The sequence below is a fragment of the Actinosynnema sp. NPDC050801 genome (genome assembly GCF_040673975.1).
GTDB lineage: Bacteria > Actinomycetota > Actinomycetes > Mycobacteriales > Pseudonocardiaceae > Actinosynnema.
On record NZ_JBFAQZ010000025.1, the window covers coordinates 50,575 to 65,781 of the forward strand.

14 protein-coding genes and 1 pseudogene are annotated in these 15,207 nt (G+C 72.4%); 10 read left to right on the top strand and 5 right to left on the bottom strand.

All coding sequences use genetic code 11. The features are described 5' to 3' along the window. Positions 1–20 precede the first annotated feature (20 nt). Together AB0K14_RS34935 and AB0K14_RS34940 are read right to left on the bottom strand one after the other, a co-directional pair. The gene (locus AB0K14_RS34935; protein WP_360460334.1) at positions 21–326 is read right to left on the bottom strand and encodes a thioredoxin domain-containing protein; all 306 of its coding nucleotides are present in this window, start codon (positions 324–326) and stop codon (positions 21–23) included. Beyond that, complete coding sequence (locus AB0K14_RS34940) at positions 314–685, bottom strand: MerR family transcriptional regulator (protein ID WP_360460336.1); 372 nt, start codon at positions 683–685, stop codon at positions 314–316. The genes AB0K14_RS34935 and AB0K14_RS34940 overlap by 13 nt, the downstream gene beginning before the upstream one ends. Before the next feature lie 72 nt (positions 686–757). Here AB0K14_RS34940 and tsaB point away from each other — a divergent pair, with 72 nt between their 5' ends. From tsaB to tsaD, 3 genes are read left to right on the top strand one after another with little or no spacing between them, the layout of a single operon-like run. Next, positions 758–1,459 (top strand): tRNA (adenosine(37)-N6)-threonylcarbamoyltransferase complex dimerization subunit type 1 TsaB, encoded by a 702-nt coding sequence (gene tsaB, locus AB0K14_RS34945; RefSeq protein ID WP_360460338.1) that lies wholly within the window; start codon positions 758–760, stop codon positions 1,457–1,459. Continuing rightward, entirely contained in the window at positions 1,456–1,914 is a 459-nt protein-coding gene (gene rimI, locus AB0K14_RS34950; RefSeq protein WP_360460340.1) for a ribosomal protein S18-alanine N-acetyltransferase, read from the top strand. The genes tsaB and rimI overlap by 4 nt, the downstream gene beginning before the upstream one ends. Next, a complete protein-coding gene (tsaD, locus tag AB0K14_RS34955; RefSeq protein WP_360460342.1) occupies positions 1,907–2,959 on the top strand; it encodes a tRNA (adenosine(37)-N6)-threonylcarbamoyltransferase complex transferase subunit TsaD in 1,053 nt (350 codons plus the stop codon). Before rimI ends, tsaD begins: the two co-directional genes overlap by 8 nt. 179 nt (positions 2,960–3,138) lie before the next feature. Here tsaD and AB0K14_RS34960 read toward each other — a convergent pair whose 3' ends face one another. Then, on the bottom strand, positions 3,139–6,195 hold the full coding sequence (locus AB0K14_RS34960; RefSeq protein WP_360460344.1) for a BTAD domain-containing putative transcriptional regulator: 3,057 nt from the start codon (positions 6,193–6,195) through the stop codon (positions 3,139–3,141). A gap of 105 nt (positions 6,196–6,300) precedes the next feature. Here AB0K14_RS34960 and AB0K14_RS34965 point away from each other — a divergent pair, with 105 nt between their 5' ends. Beyond that, positions 6,301–7,161 (top strand): NAD(P)-binding domain-containing protein, encoded by an 861-nt coding sequence (locus tag AB0K14_RS34965; RefSeq protein ID WP_360460346.1) that lies wholly within the window; start codon positions 6,301–6,303, stop codon positions 7,159–7,161. A 41-nt stretch (positions 7,162–7,202) separates the two neighbouring features. On the opposite strand, the gene AB0K14_RS34970 is transcribed toward AB0K14_RS34965, so the two are convergent. Beyond that, positions 7,203–8,720: an alkaline phosphatase D family protein gene (locus AB0K14_RS34970; protein WP_360460348.1), complete on the bottom strand. Its 1,518-nt coding sequence runs from the start codon at positions 8,718–8,720 to the stop codon at positions 7,203–7,205. A gap of 226 nt (positions 8,721–8,946) precedes the next feature. Between AB0K14_RS34970 and groES the strand changes: the two genes are divergently transcribed. Both groES and groL read left to right on the top strand, forming a co-directional pair. Then, the gene (groES, locus tag AB0K14_RS34975; protein WP_033428811.1) at positions 8,947–9,240 is read left to right on the top strand and encodes a co-chaperone GroES; all 294 of its coding nucleotides are present in this window, start codon (positions 8,947–8,949) and stop codon (positions 9,238–9,240) included. 79 nt (positions 9,241–9,319) lie between these two features. Further along, positions 9,320–10,942 (top strand): chaperonin GroEL, encoded by a 1,623-nt coding sequence (gene groL / locus AB0K14_RS34980; protein WP_360460350.1) that lies wholly within the window; start codon positions 9,320–9,322, stop codon positions 10,940–10,942. Between the two features lie 85 nt (positions 10,943–11,027). On the opposite strand, the gene AB0K14_RS34985 is transcribed toward groL, so the two are convergent. Further along, positions 11,028–11,324 (bottom strand): WhiB family transcriptional regulator, encoded by a 297-nt coding sequence (locus tag AB0K14_RS34985; protein ID WP_033428626.1) that lies wholly within the window; start codon positions 11,322–11,324, stop codon positions 11,028–11,030. Between the two features lie 277 nt (positions 11,325–11,601). Here AB0K14_RS34985 and AB0K14_RS34990 point away from each other — a divergent pair, with 277 nt between their 5' ends. From AB0K14_RS34990 to AB0K14_RS35005, 4 genes and pseudogenes are all read left to right on the top strand, one after another. Beyond that, positions 11,602–12,522, top strand: coding sequence for a MerR family transcriptional regulator (locus AB0K14_RS34990; RefSeq protein WP_360460358.1), 921 nt, complete (start codon positions 11,602–11,604; stop codon positions 12,520–12,522). A gap of 96 nt (positions 12,523–12,618) precedes the next feature. Next, positions 12,619–13,542: a hypothetical protein gene (locus AB0K14_RS34995; RefSeq protein ID WP_360460352.1), complete on the top strand. Its 924-nt coding sequence runs from the start codon at positions 12,619–12,621 to the stop codon at positions 13,540–13,542. Between the two features lie 80 nt (positions 13,543–13,622). Further along, a pseudogene (locus tag AB0K14_RS35000) lies at positions 13,623–14,217 on the top strand (response regulator transcription factor). Positions 14,218–14,577: 360 nt separating this feature from the next. Further along, positions 14,578–15,150 (top strand): sigma-70 family RNA polymerase sigma factor, encoded by a 573-nt coding sequence (locus tag AB0K14_RS35005; RefSeq protein WP_360464418.1) that lies wholly within the window; start codon positions 14,578–14,580, stop codon positions 15,148–15,150. The last annotated feature ends 57 nt before the right edge of the window (positions 15,151–15,207 follow it).

Sequence of the window (15,207 nt, forward strand, 5' to 3'; positions counted from 1 at the left end):
CGCCCCCGCCGCCGCACGCATCACAAGTGTGGTTCGAGCCACGCCATCAGGTGGATCTTCGGCCGAGCGCCGACGCTCTGCGCCACCAACCGGCCGTCCTTGTAGAGCTGGAGCGTGGGCGCCGACATGATCCGCTGGTCGCGCGCGGTGCGCGGGCTCGCGTCCATGTCCACCTTCACCACGGTCAGGTCACCGCGTTCCAGGTCGATCTCGTCCAGCACCGGTTCCAGCATCCGGCACGGCCCGCACCAGTCGGCGCCGAACTCCACCAGCACGTTCCCGGCGGCCACGGCCCCGGTGAACTCGTCGTCGGTCAACGTCCGCACGGCTTGCTCCTCTGCTCGGCTTCCCGCAGTTGTGCGCGCACCTGGTCGCGGACGGCGTCCAGCCGGGTGATGCAGTCGTCCAGCTCGGCCAGCTTCCGCCGGTACACCTCGACCGACGCCGCGCAGGCGTCACCGGTGGTGTGCCCGTCGCGCAGGCACTGGACGAACGGCCGGGTGTCCTCCAGGGCGAACCCGATGCCGGTGAGCGAGCGGATCTCGTGCACCAGCCTCAGGTCGTCCTCGTCGTACTCCCGCTGCCCGTTCGCACCGCGGCGCGCGGGCAGCAGGCCGAGGGACTCGTAGTAGCGCAGCGCCCGGGTGGTGGTGCCACCCCGCCGTGCCAGTTCTCCGATGCGCACGTGACCGATCCTCCGACTTGACGTCGACGTCAACACAAGTGTGGCTCACGCCACCCGATACCCTTGGCAGTTGTGCTGGTGCTCGCCTTGGACACCGCGACCCCCGCCGTCACGGCCGGTGTCGTGGAACTGACGCCCGATTCGCCGCCGCGCCTGCTCGCCCAGCGGGTGACGGTGAACTCGAAGGCGCACGGCGAACTGCTCACACCCCACCTGCAAGCGGCGTTGGCGGAGGCCGGCCACCGGCTCTCCGACCTCGACGCGATCGTGTGCGGCTCGGGGCCGGGGCCGTTCACCGGCCTGCGCGTCGGCCTGGTCACCGCCGCCGCCCTCGGTCAGGCCCTCAACCGGCCCGTCTACCCCGTGCCGACGCCGGACGCCATCGCGCTGGACGCCGTCGCGCTGGCGACCGCGACCGGCAAACCGCTGCTCGTGGCCACCGACGCGCGGCGCAAGGAGGTGTACTGGGCGGCCTACGACGCGGTCGGCCGGCGCACCGACGGCCCGCACGTGGACCGGCCCGCCGACCTGGTCGCGAAGCTGCCCTCGTTGCTGCCCGCGGTGGTCGAGGCCGCCGGTGAGGGCGCCGAGATGTACGCCGACGTGATCGGGCTCCCGGTGGTCGGGGCCCGCTACCCGTCACCGGTGTCCCTGGTCGCCGCGGCGGCCGACGAGCTGCTGGCCGGGGCGCGCCCCGCCGCGCTCACCCCTCTCTACCTGCGCCGTCCCGACGCCGTGGAGCCGGTCGGCCGCAAGCGGGTGACCAAGGCGTGAGCCCCCGCACCGTCACGGTCGCGCCGCTGCGCCACGAGGACGCGGCCCGCTGCGCGCAGATCGAGCAGGCGTTGTTCCCCGGTGACGACCCGTGGAGCGAGAACGCCTTCCGCAGCGAGCTCGACAACGGCAACTTCTACGTCGGCGCCTACTTCGACGGCGCCCTGATCGGCTACGCGGGCCTGGGCCTGACCGACTTCGAGGCGAACGTGCACACCATCGCCGTCGTGGTCGACCACCAGGGCAGCGGCGTCGGCAAGACCCTGCTGCGCACCCTGCTCGCCAAGGCCGACGAGCTGCGCCTGCCGGTGTTCCTGGAGGTCCGCACGGACAACGCGCCGGCGATCGGCCTCTACCTGGCGCACGGCTTCGAGCACCTGAACGTGCGCCGCCGCTACTACCAGCCGTCGGGCGCCGACGCCTACACGATGGGAAGGCCCGCGAACCGTGACTGACCGGCTCATCCTCGGTATCGAGAGCTCGTGCGACGAGACCGGCGTCGGCATCGTCCGGCTCGGCCCGGACGGGTCGGTGGAACTGCTCGCCGACGAGGTCGCGTCCAGCGTCGAGGAGCACGCCCGCTTCGGCGGCGTCGTGCCCGAGGTCGCGTCCCGCGCGCACCTGGAGGCGATGGTGCCGACCATGCGCCGCGCCGTGGAGCGGGCCGGGATCGAGCTGCGGGACGTGCACTCCATCGCGGTCACCGCCGGGCCGGGGCTCGCGGGCGCGCTGCTGGTCGGCGTGTCGGCGGCCAAGGCGTACGCGGCCGCGTTGGACAAGCCGCTCTACGGCGTGAACCACCTCGCCGGGCACGTCGCCGCGGACACCCTCCAGCACGGGCCGCTGCCGAAGCGGTGCGTGGCGCTGCTGGTGTCGGGCGGCCACTCGCAGCTGCTGCTGATCGAGGGCCTGGCGGAGAAGATCACCGAGATCGGGTCCACCGTGGACGACGCGGCGGGCGAGGCCTACGACAAGGTGGCCCGGCTGCTCGACCTGCCCTACCCGGGCGGTCCGCCGATCGACAAGCTCGCCAAGCAGGGCAACGGCTGCGCGATCGCGTTCCCGCGCGGGCTGACCGGGCCGCGTGACGCGAAGTACGACTTCTCGTTCTCGGGGTTGAAGACCTCGGTGGCGCGGTGGGTGGAGAAGCAGGAGCGGGCGGGCGAGGAGATCCCGCTGGCCGACGTCGCCGCGTCGTTCCAGGAGGCGGTGGCCGACGTGCTGACCGCCAAGGCGATCCGGGCCTGCAAGGACCTCGGCGTGGACACCCTGGTCATCTCCGGCGGCGTGGCCGCGAACTCGCGCCTGTCGGGTCTGGCGGCCGAGCGCTGCGCCGAGGCGGGCCTGGAACTGCGCGTGCCGCGCCCCCGGCTGTGCACCGACAACGGTGCCATGATCGCCGCCCTCGGCGCCCACCTGGTGGCCGCGGGCGCCAAGCCCTCCGCCATGGACCTCTCCACCACCCCCGGCCTCCCGGTGAGCACCATCCAAATCCTCTGACCCACCCGCGAGCCGAACCCTCAGATCCCGCGAGTCGAACCTTCAGGTCTCGCGAGTCGAACCCTCAGGTCCCGCGAGTCGAACCTCCAGGTCCCGCGAGTCGAACCCTCAGGTCTCACGAGTCGAACCTTCAGGACCCGCGAGTCGACCACTCAGGACCCCTGAGTTCTGCGTTCGCGTCAGCTCGACCCGGACCCGAGCGTTGAACTCGGGGTACCTGAACGTTCGACTCGCGGGACGTGTGGGTTCGACTCGCGAGGTGTGATGGTCAGGCCTTCGGCGTGGCCGGCGGCGAAGGCGGTCGCGTAGGCGTCGGCGCCCAACGCCTCACGGGCCGCGGCGGCGATGCGGTCGACGTCACCGCGCTCGCCGGCGGGCAGCGGCACGCCCACCGACGCCCGTGCTGCCGTCGCCGCGCCCAGCAACCGCGCCGCCTGCACCGCGTCACCCGCCAGCGCCCGAGCGCCCGCCATCCCCTCCAGACCCAACGCGATCGCCCGCGGGTCGCCCACCTCCCGGGCCAACGCCAACCCCTCCGCGTGCAGCGCCGACGCCCGCTCCACGTCACCCCGCAGCTCGGCCACGAACCCCAGCTCGGCCAGCATCAACGTCCCGCTCGCCTCGAACCCGACCTGCCGGTGCCACGACCGCAGTCGCTCCCAGTGCGCCTCCGCCGCGTCCAGCCGCCCCTCCCGCCGCGCCCCCAGCGCCAACCCCGTCTCGGCGTACACCTCACCGGGCCTGAACCCGTGCTCGGCCGCCGCCCGACGAGCCTGTTCGTGCAGCTCACGCGCCTTCTCGTAGTCACCGTCGGTCAACGCGACCCGGCCGAGCCAGGACAGCTTGTACGACACCTCCGGCCACGACCGCAGCTCCTCGGCCACCCGCAGCCCGTCCCGGTGCACGGCCTCGGCCCGCTCGTTGTCACCGGCCAGCTGTGCGAGCACCCCCAGCCCGAACGACGCCTTCAACTGCCCCCACCGCTCGCCCGACGAGGTGAACAGTTCGGCGGACCGCGACGCCGACGCCCGCGCCTCGTCCACCACTCCCCGGGCCAGGGCCTGGCTCACCCGGTCGCTGTGCGCGGCGGCCACGCCCCACTCGTCACCGAGCTCCTCGAACGCCTCCAGCGCCTGGTCGGTCAGCTTCTCGGCGGCCGGCATGTCGCCCACGGTCGACAACACGTAACCCAGGAACCACCGGGCCCGGGCTTGTTGTAGACAATCCTCAATATCCTGAGTGCCGGATACCGCAGACGCGTCCACCGCCTCACCGAGCAGCACCCCGAACCCGACCCGCCACGCCACCGTCACCGGATCGGTCGAGGTCATCAACCGCCGCGCCTCCCGCAACCGCCCGCGCAGGAACCAGTACCAGGTCAACACGCCGCTCAACCGAGCCGCGCCGGCCGGCCCCAACGCCTCGTGCGCGGCCCGCAGGTTCGCGGTGTCGGCATCCAGCCGCCGCAGCCACTCCAGCTGCCGCGCCGTGCGCAACTCCGGGTCGGCCCGTTCGGCCAGCCCCAGGTAGAACTCCGCGTGCCGTCGCCGCACGTCCTCGAACTCGCCCGCCTCGCGCAGCCGCTCCCGCCCGTAGTCGGCGACCGACTCCAGCAGCCGGAACCGCGGCTCGCCACCGTGCTCGGGCGCGACCACCAACGACCGGTCGACCAGGCGGGCCACCACGTCCTGCACCTCGTCCGCCGCCACGTCGCCACCCGCGCACACGGCCTCGGCGGCGTCCAGCGCGCACCCGTCCACGTGCACGGACAAACGCCGCAGCACGACCCGCTCGGCGTCACCGAGGAGGTCCCAGCTCCAGTCGATCATCGCGCGCAGGGTGCGCTGCCGGGCGGGCGCGTCCCGGTGCCCGGTGGCCAGCAGCCGGAACCGGTCGTCCAGCCGATCGAGCAGCGCGGTCACGCCCAGGCCGCGCACGCGCGTCGCGGCCAGCTCCAACGCCAGCGGCAGCCCGTCCAGCCGCCGGCAGATCGCCTCGACCACCGGCGCGTTGTCCGGCGTCAGCGCGAAGCCGGGAGCGGCGGCGGCAGCGCGCGCTGCGAACAGCGCGACGGCGCTCGCCACGTCGAGCGGCGGCACGGCCCACACCGTCTCGAACGCCAGGCCGAGCGGCTCCTGGCTGGTGGCGAGCACGCGCAGCCCGGGCGCGGACCGCAGCAGCCGGGAGACCAGCGCGGCGACCGGGTCGACCAACCGCTCGCAGTTGTCCAGCACCAGCAGCACGTCCCGACCGCGCAACGCCTCCACCAGTGACGCGTCCTCGCGCACGCCGAGCACGTCGGCCACCGCGCCCGCCACCTGCTCGGCCCGGGCGACACCGGCCAGCTCGACCAGCCACACCCCGTCCGCGGTCGACACCCGCCGGGCGACCTCCAGGGCCAGGCTGGTCTTGCCGACGCCACCGGGACCGGTGAGCGTCACCAGCCGGGCGTCCCGGGGCAGGTCGCACAGGTCCCGGACCGCCTCGTCCCGCCCGACCAGGTCCGCCACCGGCACGGGCAGGTTCGTGCGCGCCGCGGCGACCGGCCCCAGCGCCGGGTCGTGGTCGAGGATCGCCCGGTGCAGGGCGGCCAGTTCGGGGCCGGGCTCCAGCCCCTGCCCGTCGGCCAGCAGCCGCCGCAGCTCGGCGTAGCTCTCCAGCGCCTCGACCTGCCGCCCGGCGCGGTAGAGGGCACGCATGTGCAACCCGCGCAAACGTTCGCGCAACGGGTGGCGCGCCACCTCGGCGGCCAGGTCCACGTCACCGACCTCGGCGAACTCCTCCAGCGCCGCCAACCGCTCCTCGGCCCACCGCGCCGCCACCGGTGCCAGGAACGGCGCGTCGGCGAACTCCTCCAGCGGCTCGCCCCGCCACAACGCCAACGCCTCGCCGAACCGCCCGGCCGCCACCAGCTCCCGGAACCGCAGCACGTCCAAGGTGGCCGGGTCCACCCGCACCGCGTACCCGGCCGGCCCGTGCGCGACCAACCCACGCCCACCCGGCTCGGCCGCCCCCAACGCCCGTCGCAGCTGGGAGACCTTGGTCTGGAGGGTGTTCACCGGGTTGCCGGGCGGCTCGTCGCCCCACAGGTCGAACGCCAGCCGGTCCGCCGACACCGGCCGTCCCTCGTGCGCGAGCAGGTCCGCCAGCAGCAGCCGGACCTTGGCCTCCGGCACCCGGACGACCTCACCGCCCTCGGTCCACACCGCGAGCGGCCCCAACACCCCGAATCTCACGCCCGGACCGTAACCGGCCCGCGCACGGGCGACCCCCAGCGGACCCGCAGCGAACCGTGCGTGCCTCCGGCCACCGTGGAGATCACACGAAGGAGTGAAGAACACATGACTGACAAGACCCCGTTGACCGTGATCGGCCTCGGCCCGATGGGCCAGGCCATGGTCGCGAAGTTCCTCGGCGCCGGCCACCCCACCACGGTCTGGAACCGCACCGCCTCCCGTGCCGACGGCGTCGTCGCCCTCGGGGCCACCCGCGCCGCCACCGCCGCCGACGCCGTGGCCGCGAACCGGCTGCTGATCCTCAGCCTCACCGACTACGCCGCCATGTACGACATCCTCGACGGCGTCGACCTGGCCGGCCGCGTCGTGGTCAACCTCAGCTCCGAGACGCCGGACAAGACCCTCAAGGCCGCCGCGTGGCTCGCCGAACGGGGCGCGGAGCTGCTGGTCGGCGGCGTGATGGCGAACGCGGAGATGGTCGGCCACCCGGCCGCGTACGTCTTCTACAGCGGCCCGCGCGAGGTGTTCGACCGGCACGCCGGCACCCTCGCGGTGATCGGCAGGCCCGACCACGTGGGCGAGGACCACACCCTGGCGCAGCTGCTGTACCAGGCGCAGCTCGACGTCTTCCTCACCTCGCTGGCCGCGATGCTGCACGGCATCGCGCTGGTGAAGTCGGCGGGCCTCACGGCCGAGCGGTACGCGCCCTACCTCACCGACAACCTCTCCACCCTGTCGATGTACGTGGAGGAGACCGTGCGGCACGTCGACTCGGGCGAGCACCCCGGCGACCTCGCCGACGTGACCATGATGGGCGCCACCGCGGCGCACGTCGTGGGCGCGAGCGAGGCCGCCGGCATCGACGCCGGGCTGCCCAGGGCGGTCCAGTCCCTCTACGACCGCGCCATCGCGGCGGGGCACGGCAAGGACAGCTGGACCGCCCTGATCAACGTCCTGCGGAGCTGATCACACCGGCTGATCACACCTGGCCGATCACATGCGGCTGATCACACGGCGTGCAGGCCGGGGTTGCGGTCCTCGACCACGAACGACTTGAGCGTGGTGGCCTCGGCCCCGGCCGTCCGCACGTACGGCAGCGCGCGGAAGTCGGCCCGCAGCTCGCCCGCGGTGAACTTCGTCCGCACGTACCCGCGCCGCCTGCTGTGCAGCTTGATGTGCGGGTTCAGCCGCAGCTGCACCTGGTCGACGGTGTCGTTGCCGTCGCCACCGGAGGTCACCGACGTGCACACGAGCTCGGTGCCGACGGTGCGCGACGAGGCCGGGTCGTTCCAGTCGGCCTTGATGTCGGCGGCGTAGGCCGCGTGCACGTCACCGGTCAGCACGACCGCGTTGCGGACCTTGGCGTCCACCCAGCCGCGGGTGATCCGGTCGCGGGAGGCCAGGTAGCCGTCCCACGAGTCCATGGACAGCTCCTTCTCCGGCCCGTCCTTGCGGTCGCGCTCGGCGAAGAACACCTGCTGGCCGAGCACGTCCCAGCGCGCCCGCGACCGGCGGAACCCGTCGAGCAGCCACTCCTCCTGCTCGGCGCCGGTGATGGTGCGGGTGGGCAGTCCGGCCTCGGTGCACGTCTTCCAGCCGTCGCCGCACGCCTGGTCGTCGCGGTACTGGCGGGTGTCGAGCATGTGGAAGTTGACCAGCCCGCCCCACTGGACCCGCCGGAACAGCCGCATGTCGATGCCGTCGGGCCGCGCGCCGCGCCGCAGCGGCATGTTCTCGTAGTAGGCCTGGAACGCCGCCGCGCGCCGGTCGGGGAACTCCGGGTCCGGCTGCTCGGGCACCTCGTCGGCCCAGTTGTTCTCGACCTCGTGGTCGTCCCAGATCACCAGCCACGGCGCCACCGCGTGCGCGAGCTGGAGGTCCTCGTCGGTCTTGTACTGGGCGTGCCGGAGCCGGTAGTCGGCCAGCGTGCGGGTCTCCGGGCCGAGCACGGTGCGCACGTCCGCCGCCTTGGCCGCGTACTCGTACTGGTAGTCGCCCAGGTGCAGCACCACGTCCGGGTGGTCCTCGGCGAGCCGCCGGTAGGCGGTGAAGTAGCCCTCGCCGAAGTGCGAGCACGACGCGAAGCACATGGTCAGGTCCTGTCCCAGCACCCACGGCTCGGGCGTGGTGCGGGTGCGGCCGACGGGGGAGACGTGGCCGTCGACCCGGAACCGGTAGAAGTACTCGCGGCCGGGGCGCAGGCCGAAGGTCTCCACGTGCACGCTGTGCGCGGACTCGGGGCGGGCGACCCGCACGCCCCGCCGCACCACGCGCCGGAAGCGCTCGTCCTCGGCCAGCTCCCAGTGCACCGGGACGACCCGGTTCGGCATGCCGCCGAGGCCGTTCTCGTCGAGCGGACGGGGCGCCAGGCGCGTCCAGAGCACCATGCCGTCGGAGCTGGGGTCGCCCGAGGCGACGCCGAGGGTGAACGGGTTGTCGAGCTTCGCGAAGCCCGCGCCGGTGGTTGCGAGCGCCACACCGGCCGCACCGCCGATGAGCAGGGAACGTCGGGTCACCGTGGTCATGCGGGACACCGTTGCCGACCAGGTTGGCGACCAGGTGAACGCCGGTGTTACACGAGTGGACGACTTCACCCGCCCGGTAGCGGGGGGCCGTTGAAGCGTTGGCACTCGCATGGGTAGAGTGCTAGATGCACGGCACCAGCAACCGCCCCGACCCCCGCGACGGCGGGGTGGCAGGAGCCGTAAACGCAACCTGCCAACGCTTTCGACGACCGTGGAGGTCAGCCCGGTGAGCGTGAACATCAAGCCGCTCGAGGACAAGATCGTCGTCCAGGCCAGCGAGGCCGAGACCACGACCGCTTCCGGCCTCGTGATCCCGGACACCGCGAAGGAGAAGCCCCAGGAGGGCAAGGTCCTCGCGGTCGGCCCCGGCCGGATCGACGACAAGGGCAACCGCGTCCCCGTGGACGTGGCTGTCGGCGACGTCGTCATCTACTCCAAGTACGGCGGCACCGAGGTCAAGTACAACGGCGAGGAGTACCTCATCCTCTCCGCCCGCGACGTGCTGGCCGTCATCAACTGACGCTCGGCTGACACGCAACACGCCCCGGCGAACCCCTCCCCGGGGCTCCCGGGGCGTTTCGCATCAAGAGAGGTAAGCAATGCCCAAGCAGATCAGCTTCGACGAGGACGCTCGTCGGGCCCTTGAGCGCGGTGTGAACAAGCTCGCGGACACGGTCAAGGTGACCCTCGGCCCGCGCGGCAGGCACGTCGTGCTCGACAAGAAGTTCGGCGGGCCCACCGTCACCAACGACGGCGTGACCATCGCCCGTGAGATCGAGCTGGACGACGCGTTCGAGAACCTCGGCGCGCAGCTGGCCAAGAGCGTCGCCACCAAGACCAACGACGTGGCGGGCGACGGCACGACGACCGCGACCGTGCTGGCCCAGGCCATGGTCCGGGTCGGCCTGCGCAACGTCGCGGCCGGCGCGAACCCGATGTCGCTCGGCGTCGGCATCCAGGCCGCGGCCGAGGCCGTCGTGGACGCCCTCAAGGCCAAGGCCACCCCGGTCAAGGGCCGCGACAACATCGCCCAGGTCGGCACCGTCTCGTCCCGCGACGAGTCCATCGGCGCCCTGCTCGGCGAAGCCATCGAGAAGGTGGGCGAGGACGGTGTGATCACCGTCGAGGAGTCCTCCTCGATGGCCACCGAGCTGCACATCACCGAGGGCGTGCAGTTCGACAAGGGTTACGTGTCGGCGCACTTCGCCACCGACCTCGAAGCCCAGGAGACGGTGTTCGAGGACGCCCGCATCCTGCTGCACCGCGAGAAGATCTCGGCGCTGGCCGACCTGCTCCCGATCCTGGAGAAGGTCGCCGAGTCCGGCAAGCCGCTGGTCATCATCGCCGAGGACGTCGAGGGCGAGGCGCTGTCCACCCTGGTGGTCAACGCCCTGCGCAAGACGCTGCGCGTGGTCGCGGTCAAGGCGCCGTACTTCGGCGACCGCCGCAAGGCGTTCCTGGACGACCTGGCCACCGTCACCGGCGCGCAGGTCATCGCGGCCGAGGTCGGCCTGAAGCTGTCCGAGGCCAACCTCGACGTGCTGGGCTCGGCCCGGCGGGTCGTCGTGTCCAAGGACAACACGACCATCGTCGACGGCGGCGGCACCAAGGCCGACGTGGCCGGTCGCGCGGAGCAGCTGCGCCGCGAGATCGAGTCCACCGACTCCGACTGGGACCGCGAGAAGCTGCAGGAGCGGCTGGCCAAGCTGTCCGGCGGCATCGCGGTGATCAAGGTCGGCGCGGCCACCGAGACCGAGCTGAAGGAGCGCAAGCACCGCATCGAGGACGCGGTGAACGCGACCAAGGCGGCAGTGGAGGAGGGCATCGTGCCCGGCGGCGGTTCGGCGCTGGTGCACGCGGCCAAGGTGCTCGACGGCGGCCTCGGCCTGTCCGGTGACGAGGCGACCGGTGTCGCGATCGTCCGCGAGGCCCTGGGCTCGGCGCTGTTCTGGATCGCCGCGAACGCGGGTCTCGAAGGCGCGGTCGTGGTGAACAAGGTGCGCGAGCAGGAGTGGGGCTTCGGCCTCAACGCCGCGACCCTCGTCTACGGCGACCTGCTCGAAGCCGGGATCATCGACCCGGTGAAGGTGACCCGGTCCGCGGTCACCAACGCCGCTTCCATCGCCCGCATGGTGCTCACCACCGAGAGCGCCATCGTGGAGAAGAAGGAAGAGGAGACCGCCGCCGGCGGCGCCGGTCACGGGCACGGTCACGGCCACTGACGGGCGACCGGCTTCGGCCGGTGCTTCGCAGTGCGAACGGGAGGGGCGGCACCCACGAGGTGCCGCCCCTCCCGCGCGTCCGGCCTCAGGCAGGCGTCAACTGCCTCTTGCGCGCCTTGATGATGCTGTCCCGCTCGGACTCCGAGAGGCCGCCCCAGATCCCGTAGGGCTCTTGGACCGCCAGGGCGTGCCGCCGGCACATCTCCAGCACCGGGCACGACAGGCACACGGCCTTGGCCCGTGCCTCCCGTCGCGCCCGTGCAGGTCCGCGCTCCCCGTCCGGGTGGAAGAAGAACGCGCTGTCCATCCCGCGGCACGAGCCGCGCATCTGCCAGTCCCACAGATCCGCGTTGGGACCGGGAAGCCTTCGGGTGTCCGCCATCGAGACCGCCTCCTTGGCCCATGGACGAGAACTGCTCCATTCGGCTTAACGATGATCCACCGTAGAACCGCGCCAATACTTGTTCAAGGGGGTAGGAGGGCTTTTGCCGGCAATTCATACGATGGGTGATCGATTGGCGTTCAAACCCGGAGTTGCCGGTGACGTCCGGTGAACGGACGATGTCAGCGTGATGACGCCCCCCGACCACACCGGGACCGTGCCGGAAGGTGAACGGGAAACCGTTGAGGCAGAGGACGATCCCGCGCATTCGGTGACGCTGTCGGTGGCCACCGTCGCCCGCAGGCTCGGCGTCGCGCCGGCCACCCTGCGCACCTGGGACCGCCGGTACGGCCTCGGACCCAGTGATCACACAACCGGGCGACACCGCAAGTACGCGCCGCCGGACGTGGCGCGGCTGGAACTGATGCAGCGGGCCCTGCTGCGCGGCGCGTCGTCCGCCGAGGCGGCCAAGTACGCCCTCGCCGGCCAGGCCCGCGCGCCGCTGGCGGTCGTGCCCCCGTCGTTGACCGGCGGTGAGCTGGCCGGCGGGTCCGCGGCGGCCGGCGGGCGCGGCCTGAAGCTGCAGGCGGCGAACCGGCGGGCCAGGGGCGTGGGCCGGGCGGCGCTGGCGCTGGACTCGGCGGCGGTGCAGGCGCTGCTGGCCGACGCGATCGAGGCCGACGGCGTGATCGCGACGTGGGACGAGGTGGTGCGGCCGGTGATGGCCGCGATCGCGGCGAGGTGGGAGCAGTCGGGGACGGGCGTGGAGGTGTCGCACCTGGTGGAGGGCTGTGTGCTGGCCGCCGTGGTGCGCGCGACGCCGATCGTGACGAGCCCGCGCAACCACCGGCCCGTGCTGCTGGCGTGCATGCCGGACGAGCGGCACGACCTGCCGCTGTACCCGTTGGCGGCGGTGCTGGCGCAGCGCGGCGTCGGTGTCCGGCAGCTGGGCGCGGCACTGCCGGCGGACGCGCTGGCCTCGGCGGTCCGCCGGACCGCGCCGGCCGCCGTGGTGCTGTGGGCGCAGCTGCCGCGCTACGCCGATCCGGGTGTGGTGACGGCGCTGCCGAGGACGCGTCAGCAGGTCCGGGTGTTCGCCGGGGGACCGGGCTGGGAGCGCGGCGTCGTGCCGCAGCCCGCGGAGCGGATCAACAGCCTCGCCTCGGCCGCGGACGCCGTCGAACGCGCCGTCTGCTGACCTGGGCGTTGAACTCGGGTGTCCTGGACGTAGGACACGCGCGTTCCGAACGTAGGACACGCGGGTTCTGGAGGTTGGACACGCGGGTTTCGGTGGGTGGGCTCACGAGTGGGGGCGGGCGGGTTGTCGGAGTTGCGGGAGGCGGCGTTCGGGGATCGGCCCGAAGCCGACGTGTGGGCGGCGTTGGCCGGTGGGGTGCGGGAGCGGTGGTTGGCGGCGGTCGTCCTGGGCGGGCAGGGGCACTACGCGGCGGCGGCTTCGGTGCTCGGCGGGTTGATCGCGGGCGGTGGGCTGTTCGGGTCGTTGGCGGCGTCGACGCTCGCGTCGCACCGGCGCCAGCTGGGCGGCCACGCGGCGGCACGGGTGCTCGACGGCCGGGCGTTGGCGATGGCGCCCGACGGCGGACGTGCCGACCAGGACGACGTCGACCCCGCCGGCGCCCGGGCGGACGCCCTGCTGGGGCTCGCGGCCGACGCGATCGGCGCCGGTCGGCTCGCCGAGGCGCGGCGACTGCACGCGAGCGTCGAGCCGCACGGTTGGCGCAGCCGGGTGCGGCACCGGTGGCTGGCCGCCGAGATCGCGTTGGCCGGTGGTCACGCCGAGCAGGCGGTGCACCCGGCCGAGGAGGCCGCGGCGACCGCCCGTGCGGCCGGTGCAACGCGACACATCCTCAAGTCCGACCTCGTCCTGGGGACCGCGTTGGTGGTGTGGGGGACACCCGAAAGCGTCGACCGGGGGGTCGGTCTGCTACTGTGTGACCTAAATCACACTGACCATCGAGGGCTTTTCTCGTTGTCCTGGCCGACGGCGCTTGTGCTGGCAAACGCCCAGGCAGACCGCACTATTGCGGGCACGGAAAACGTGAAGGAACGCGCGGAAAACGCTCTGAGCTGCGTGTTGCGCAGAGCCGACCCGACCGCCCGTCGGCTCGCGCACCGCTCGCCGTGGATCCCGACCTCGCTGCTCCGTTCCGGGGAACCCCCGAACGCAGACGCTCAGACGAACTTCTTGACGGATTAAGCACCGGATCGTGTCAAGGTTCGGCCTCTAGCGTCCGATAGGGGATGTGGAACGTCACTCGGCTGCAGGAAGGAGTCCCCGTGACCACGGTCCTTATTTGCGACGACCGGCGCAGTGTGCGGGAGTCTCACCCGCGTGATGTCGGCTGTCCCAGGGGTTAGCCGCATCGACTGCGTAGCGCACGGTGACGAGTTGTTGGCTCGGTTCTCACGGCAGCCGGTCGACGTCGTACTGGTTGGCACCCAGCGCGCCGTCCCGACCGGGGTCGAAGCGACCCGGCGACTCGTCTCGGCCAACCCGCAGGCAAACGTCATCGTCTTCGGCGCACCGGACGACGCGGGCAGCATCGCCGCCGCGATCGCCGGCGGAGCCCGCGGTTACCTGCGCTGGGACGCCTCGCGTCCCGAGCTGGTGGCCGCGCTGGCGCACACGCTCGCGAGCACCAGCGTGCCCGCGCCGCGCCAGCCGTCGGACCCGGGCGTCCAGCTCACCGAGCGCGAGCTCCAAGTGCTGCGCGGGATGAGCCAGGGCAAGAGCAACGGGCAGATCGGGCGCGAGCTCTACCTGTCCGAGGACACGGTGAAGACGCACGCCCGGCGCTTGTTCCGCAAGCTCGGCGTCCGCGACCGGGCCCAAGCCGTCGCGCACGGCTTCCGGCGCGGTCTCGTCTCCTGACACCCGCGGGACACCCCGGGGCGCCCAGAGCGCTCCAGGGCTCCCGCGGCGCACGACTCAAGGCTCGGGGCACGGGCTCGTCGGTCACGCCAGGCGGCACAGGCTCGCCTGGCTCGTCAGGCGAGCCGCACCGGCACTCCTCCTCCAGCCCGGCCCGGTGACGCACGCCGTCGCCGGGCCGCCGTGCGTTCACCGCGTGTCGGCCGGTCAGGTGAGGTCCAAAGACCTCATCTCGACCCCATTGCCGAACATCCGACCGCGCGACCGGTACGGTGAGCATCACCAGTACGGGCGACGTCGATCGTCCCGTGCTGTTCTTTGTCGGTACGCCTACGCGTAACACCAGGGCAGTTGTCTGCGATGACCAACTTGGGGGACGGACTGGACGCCGAAGTGGGCGCAGCCGTCGATGGCGACCGCCTCGCGATCGAGCGGCTCCTGGCATCCATCCGACCCCTCGTGGTGCGGTACTGCCGCGCCAGAGTCGGAAGGCAGGAGAGGTCGTTCGCCTCGGCGGACGACGTGGCCCAGGAGGTGTGTCTCGCGGTGCTGACGGCCTTGCCCAGCTATCGCGACCAAGGTCGGCCGTTCTTGGCGTTCGTCTACGGGATCGCCGCGCACAAGGTGGCCGACGCGCATCGCTCCGCAGCCCGGAACCGGTCGGAACCGGTCCCGGAGGTCCCTGACGCCCCCGAGACGGAGGCCGGCCCCGAACAGCGCGCCATGCAGGGCGAGCTGTCGGAGCGGATGGCGGTGCTCCTCAAGGTCCTGCCGGAGAAGCAGCGGGAGATCCTGCTGCTTCGCGTGGTCGTCGGCCTGTCGGCCGAAGAGACCGCCGACGCGGTCGGCTCCACGCCGGGCGCGGTACGGGTGGCGCAACACCGCGCCCTGGCCCGCCTTCGCAAGACGTTGGCAGCGGAGGAGGTGGTCTGAGTGGCTGACCAGCACGAGAAGGGCAACGGAGAAGTCGTGCGCGGACGAGATGAGAGA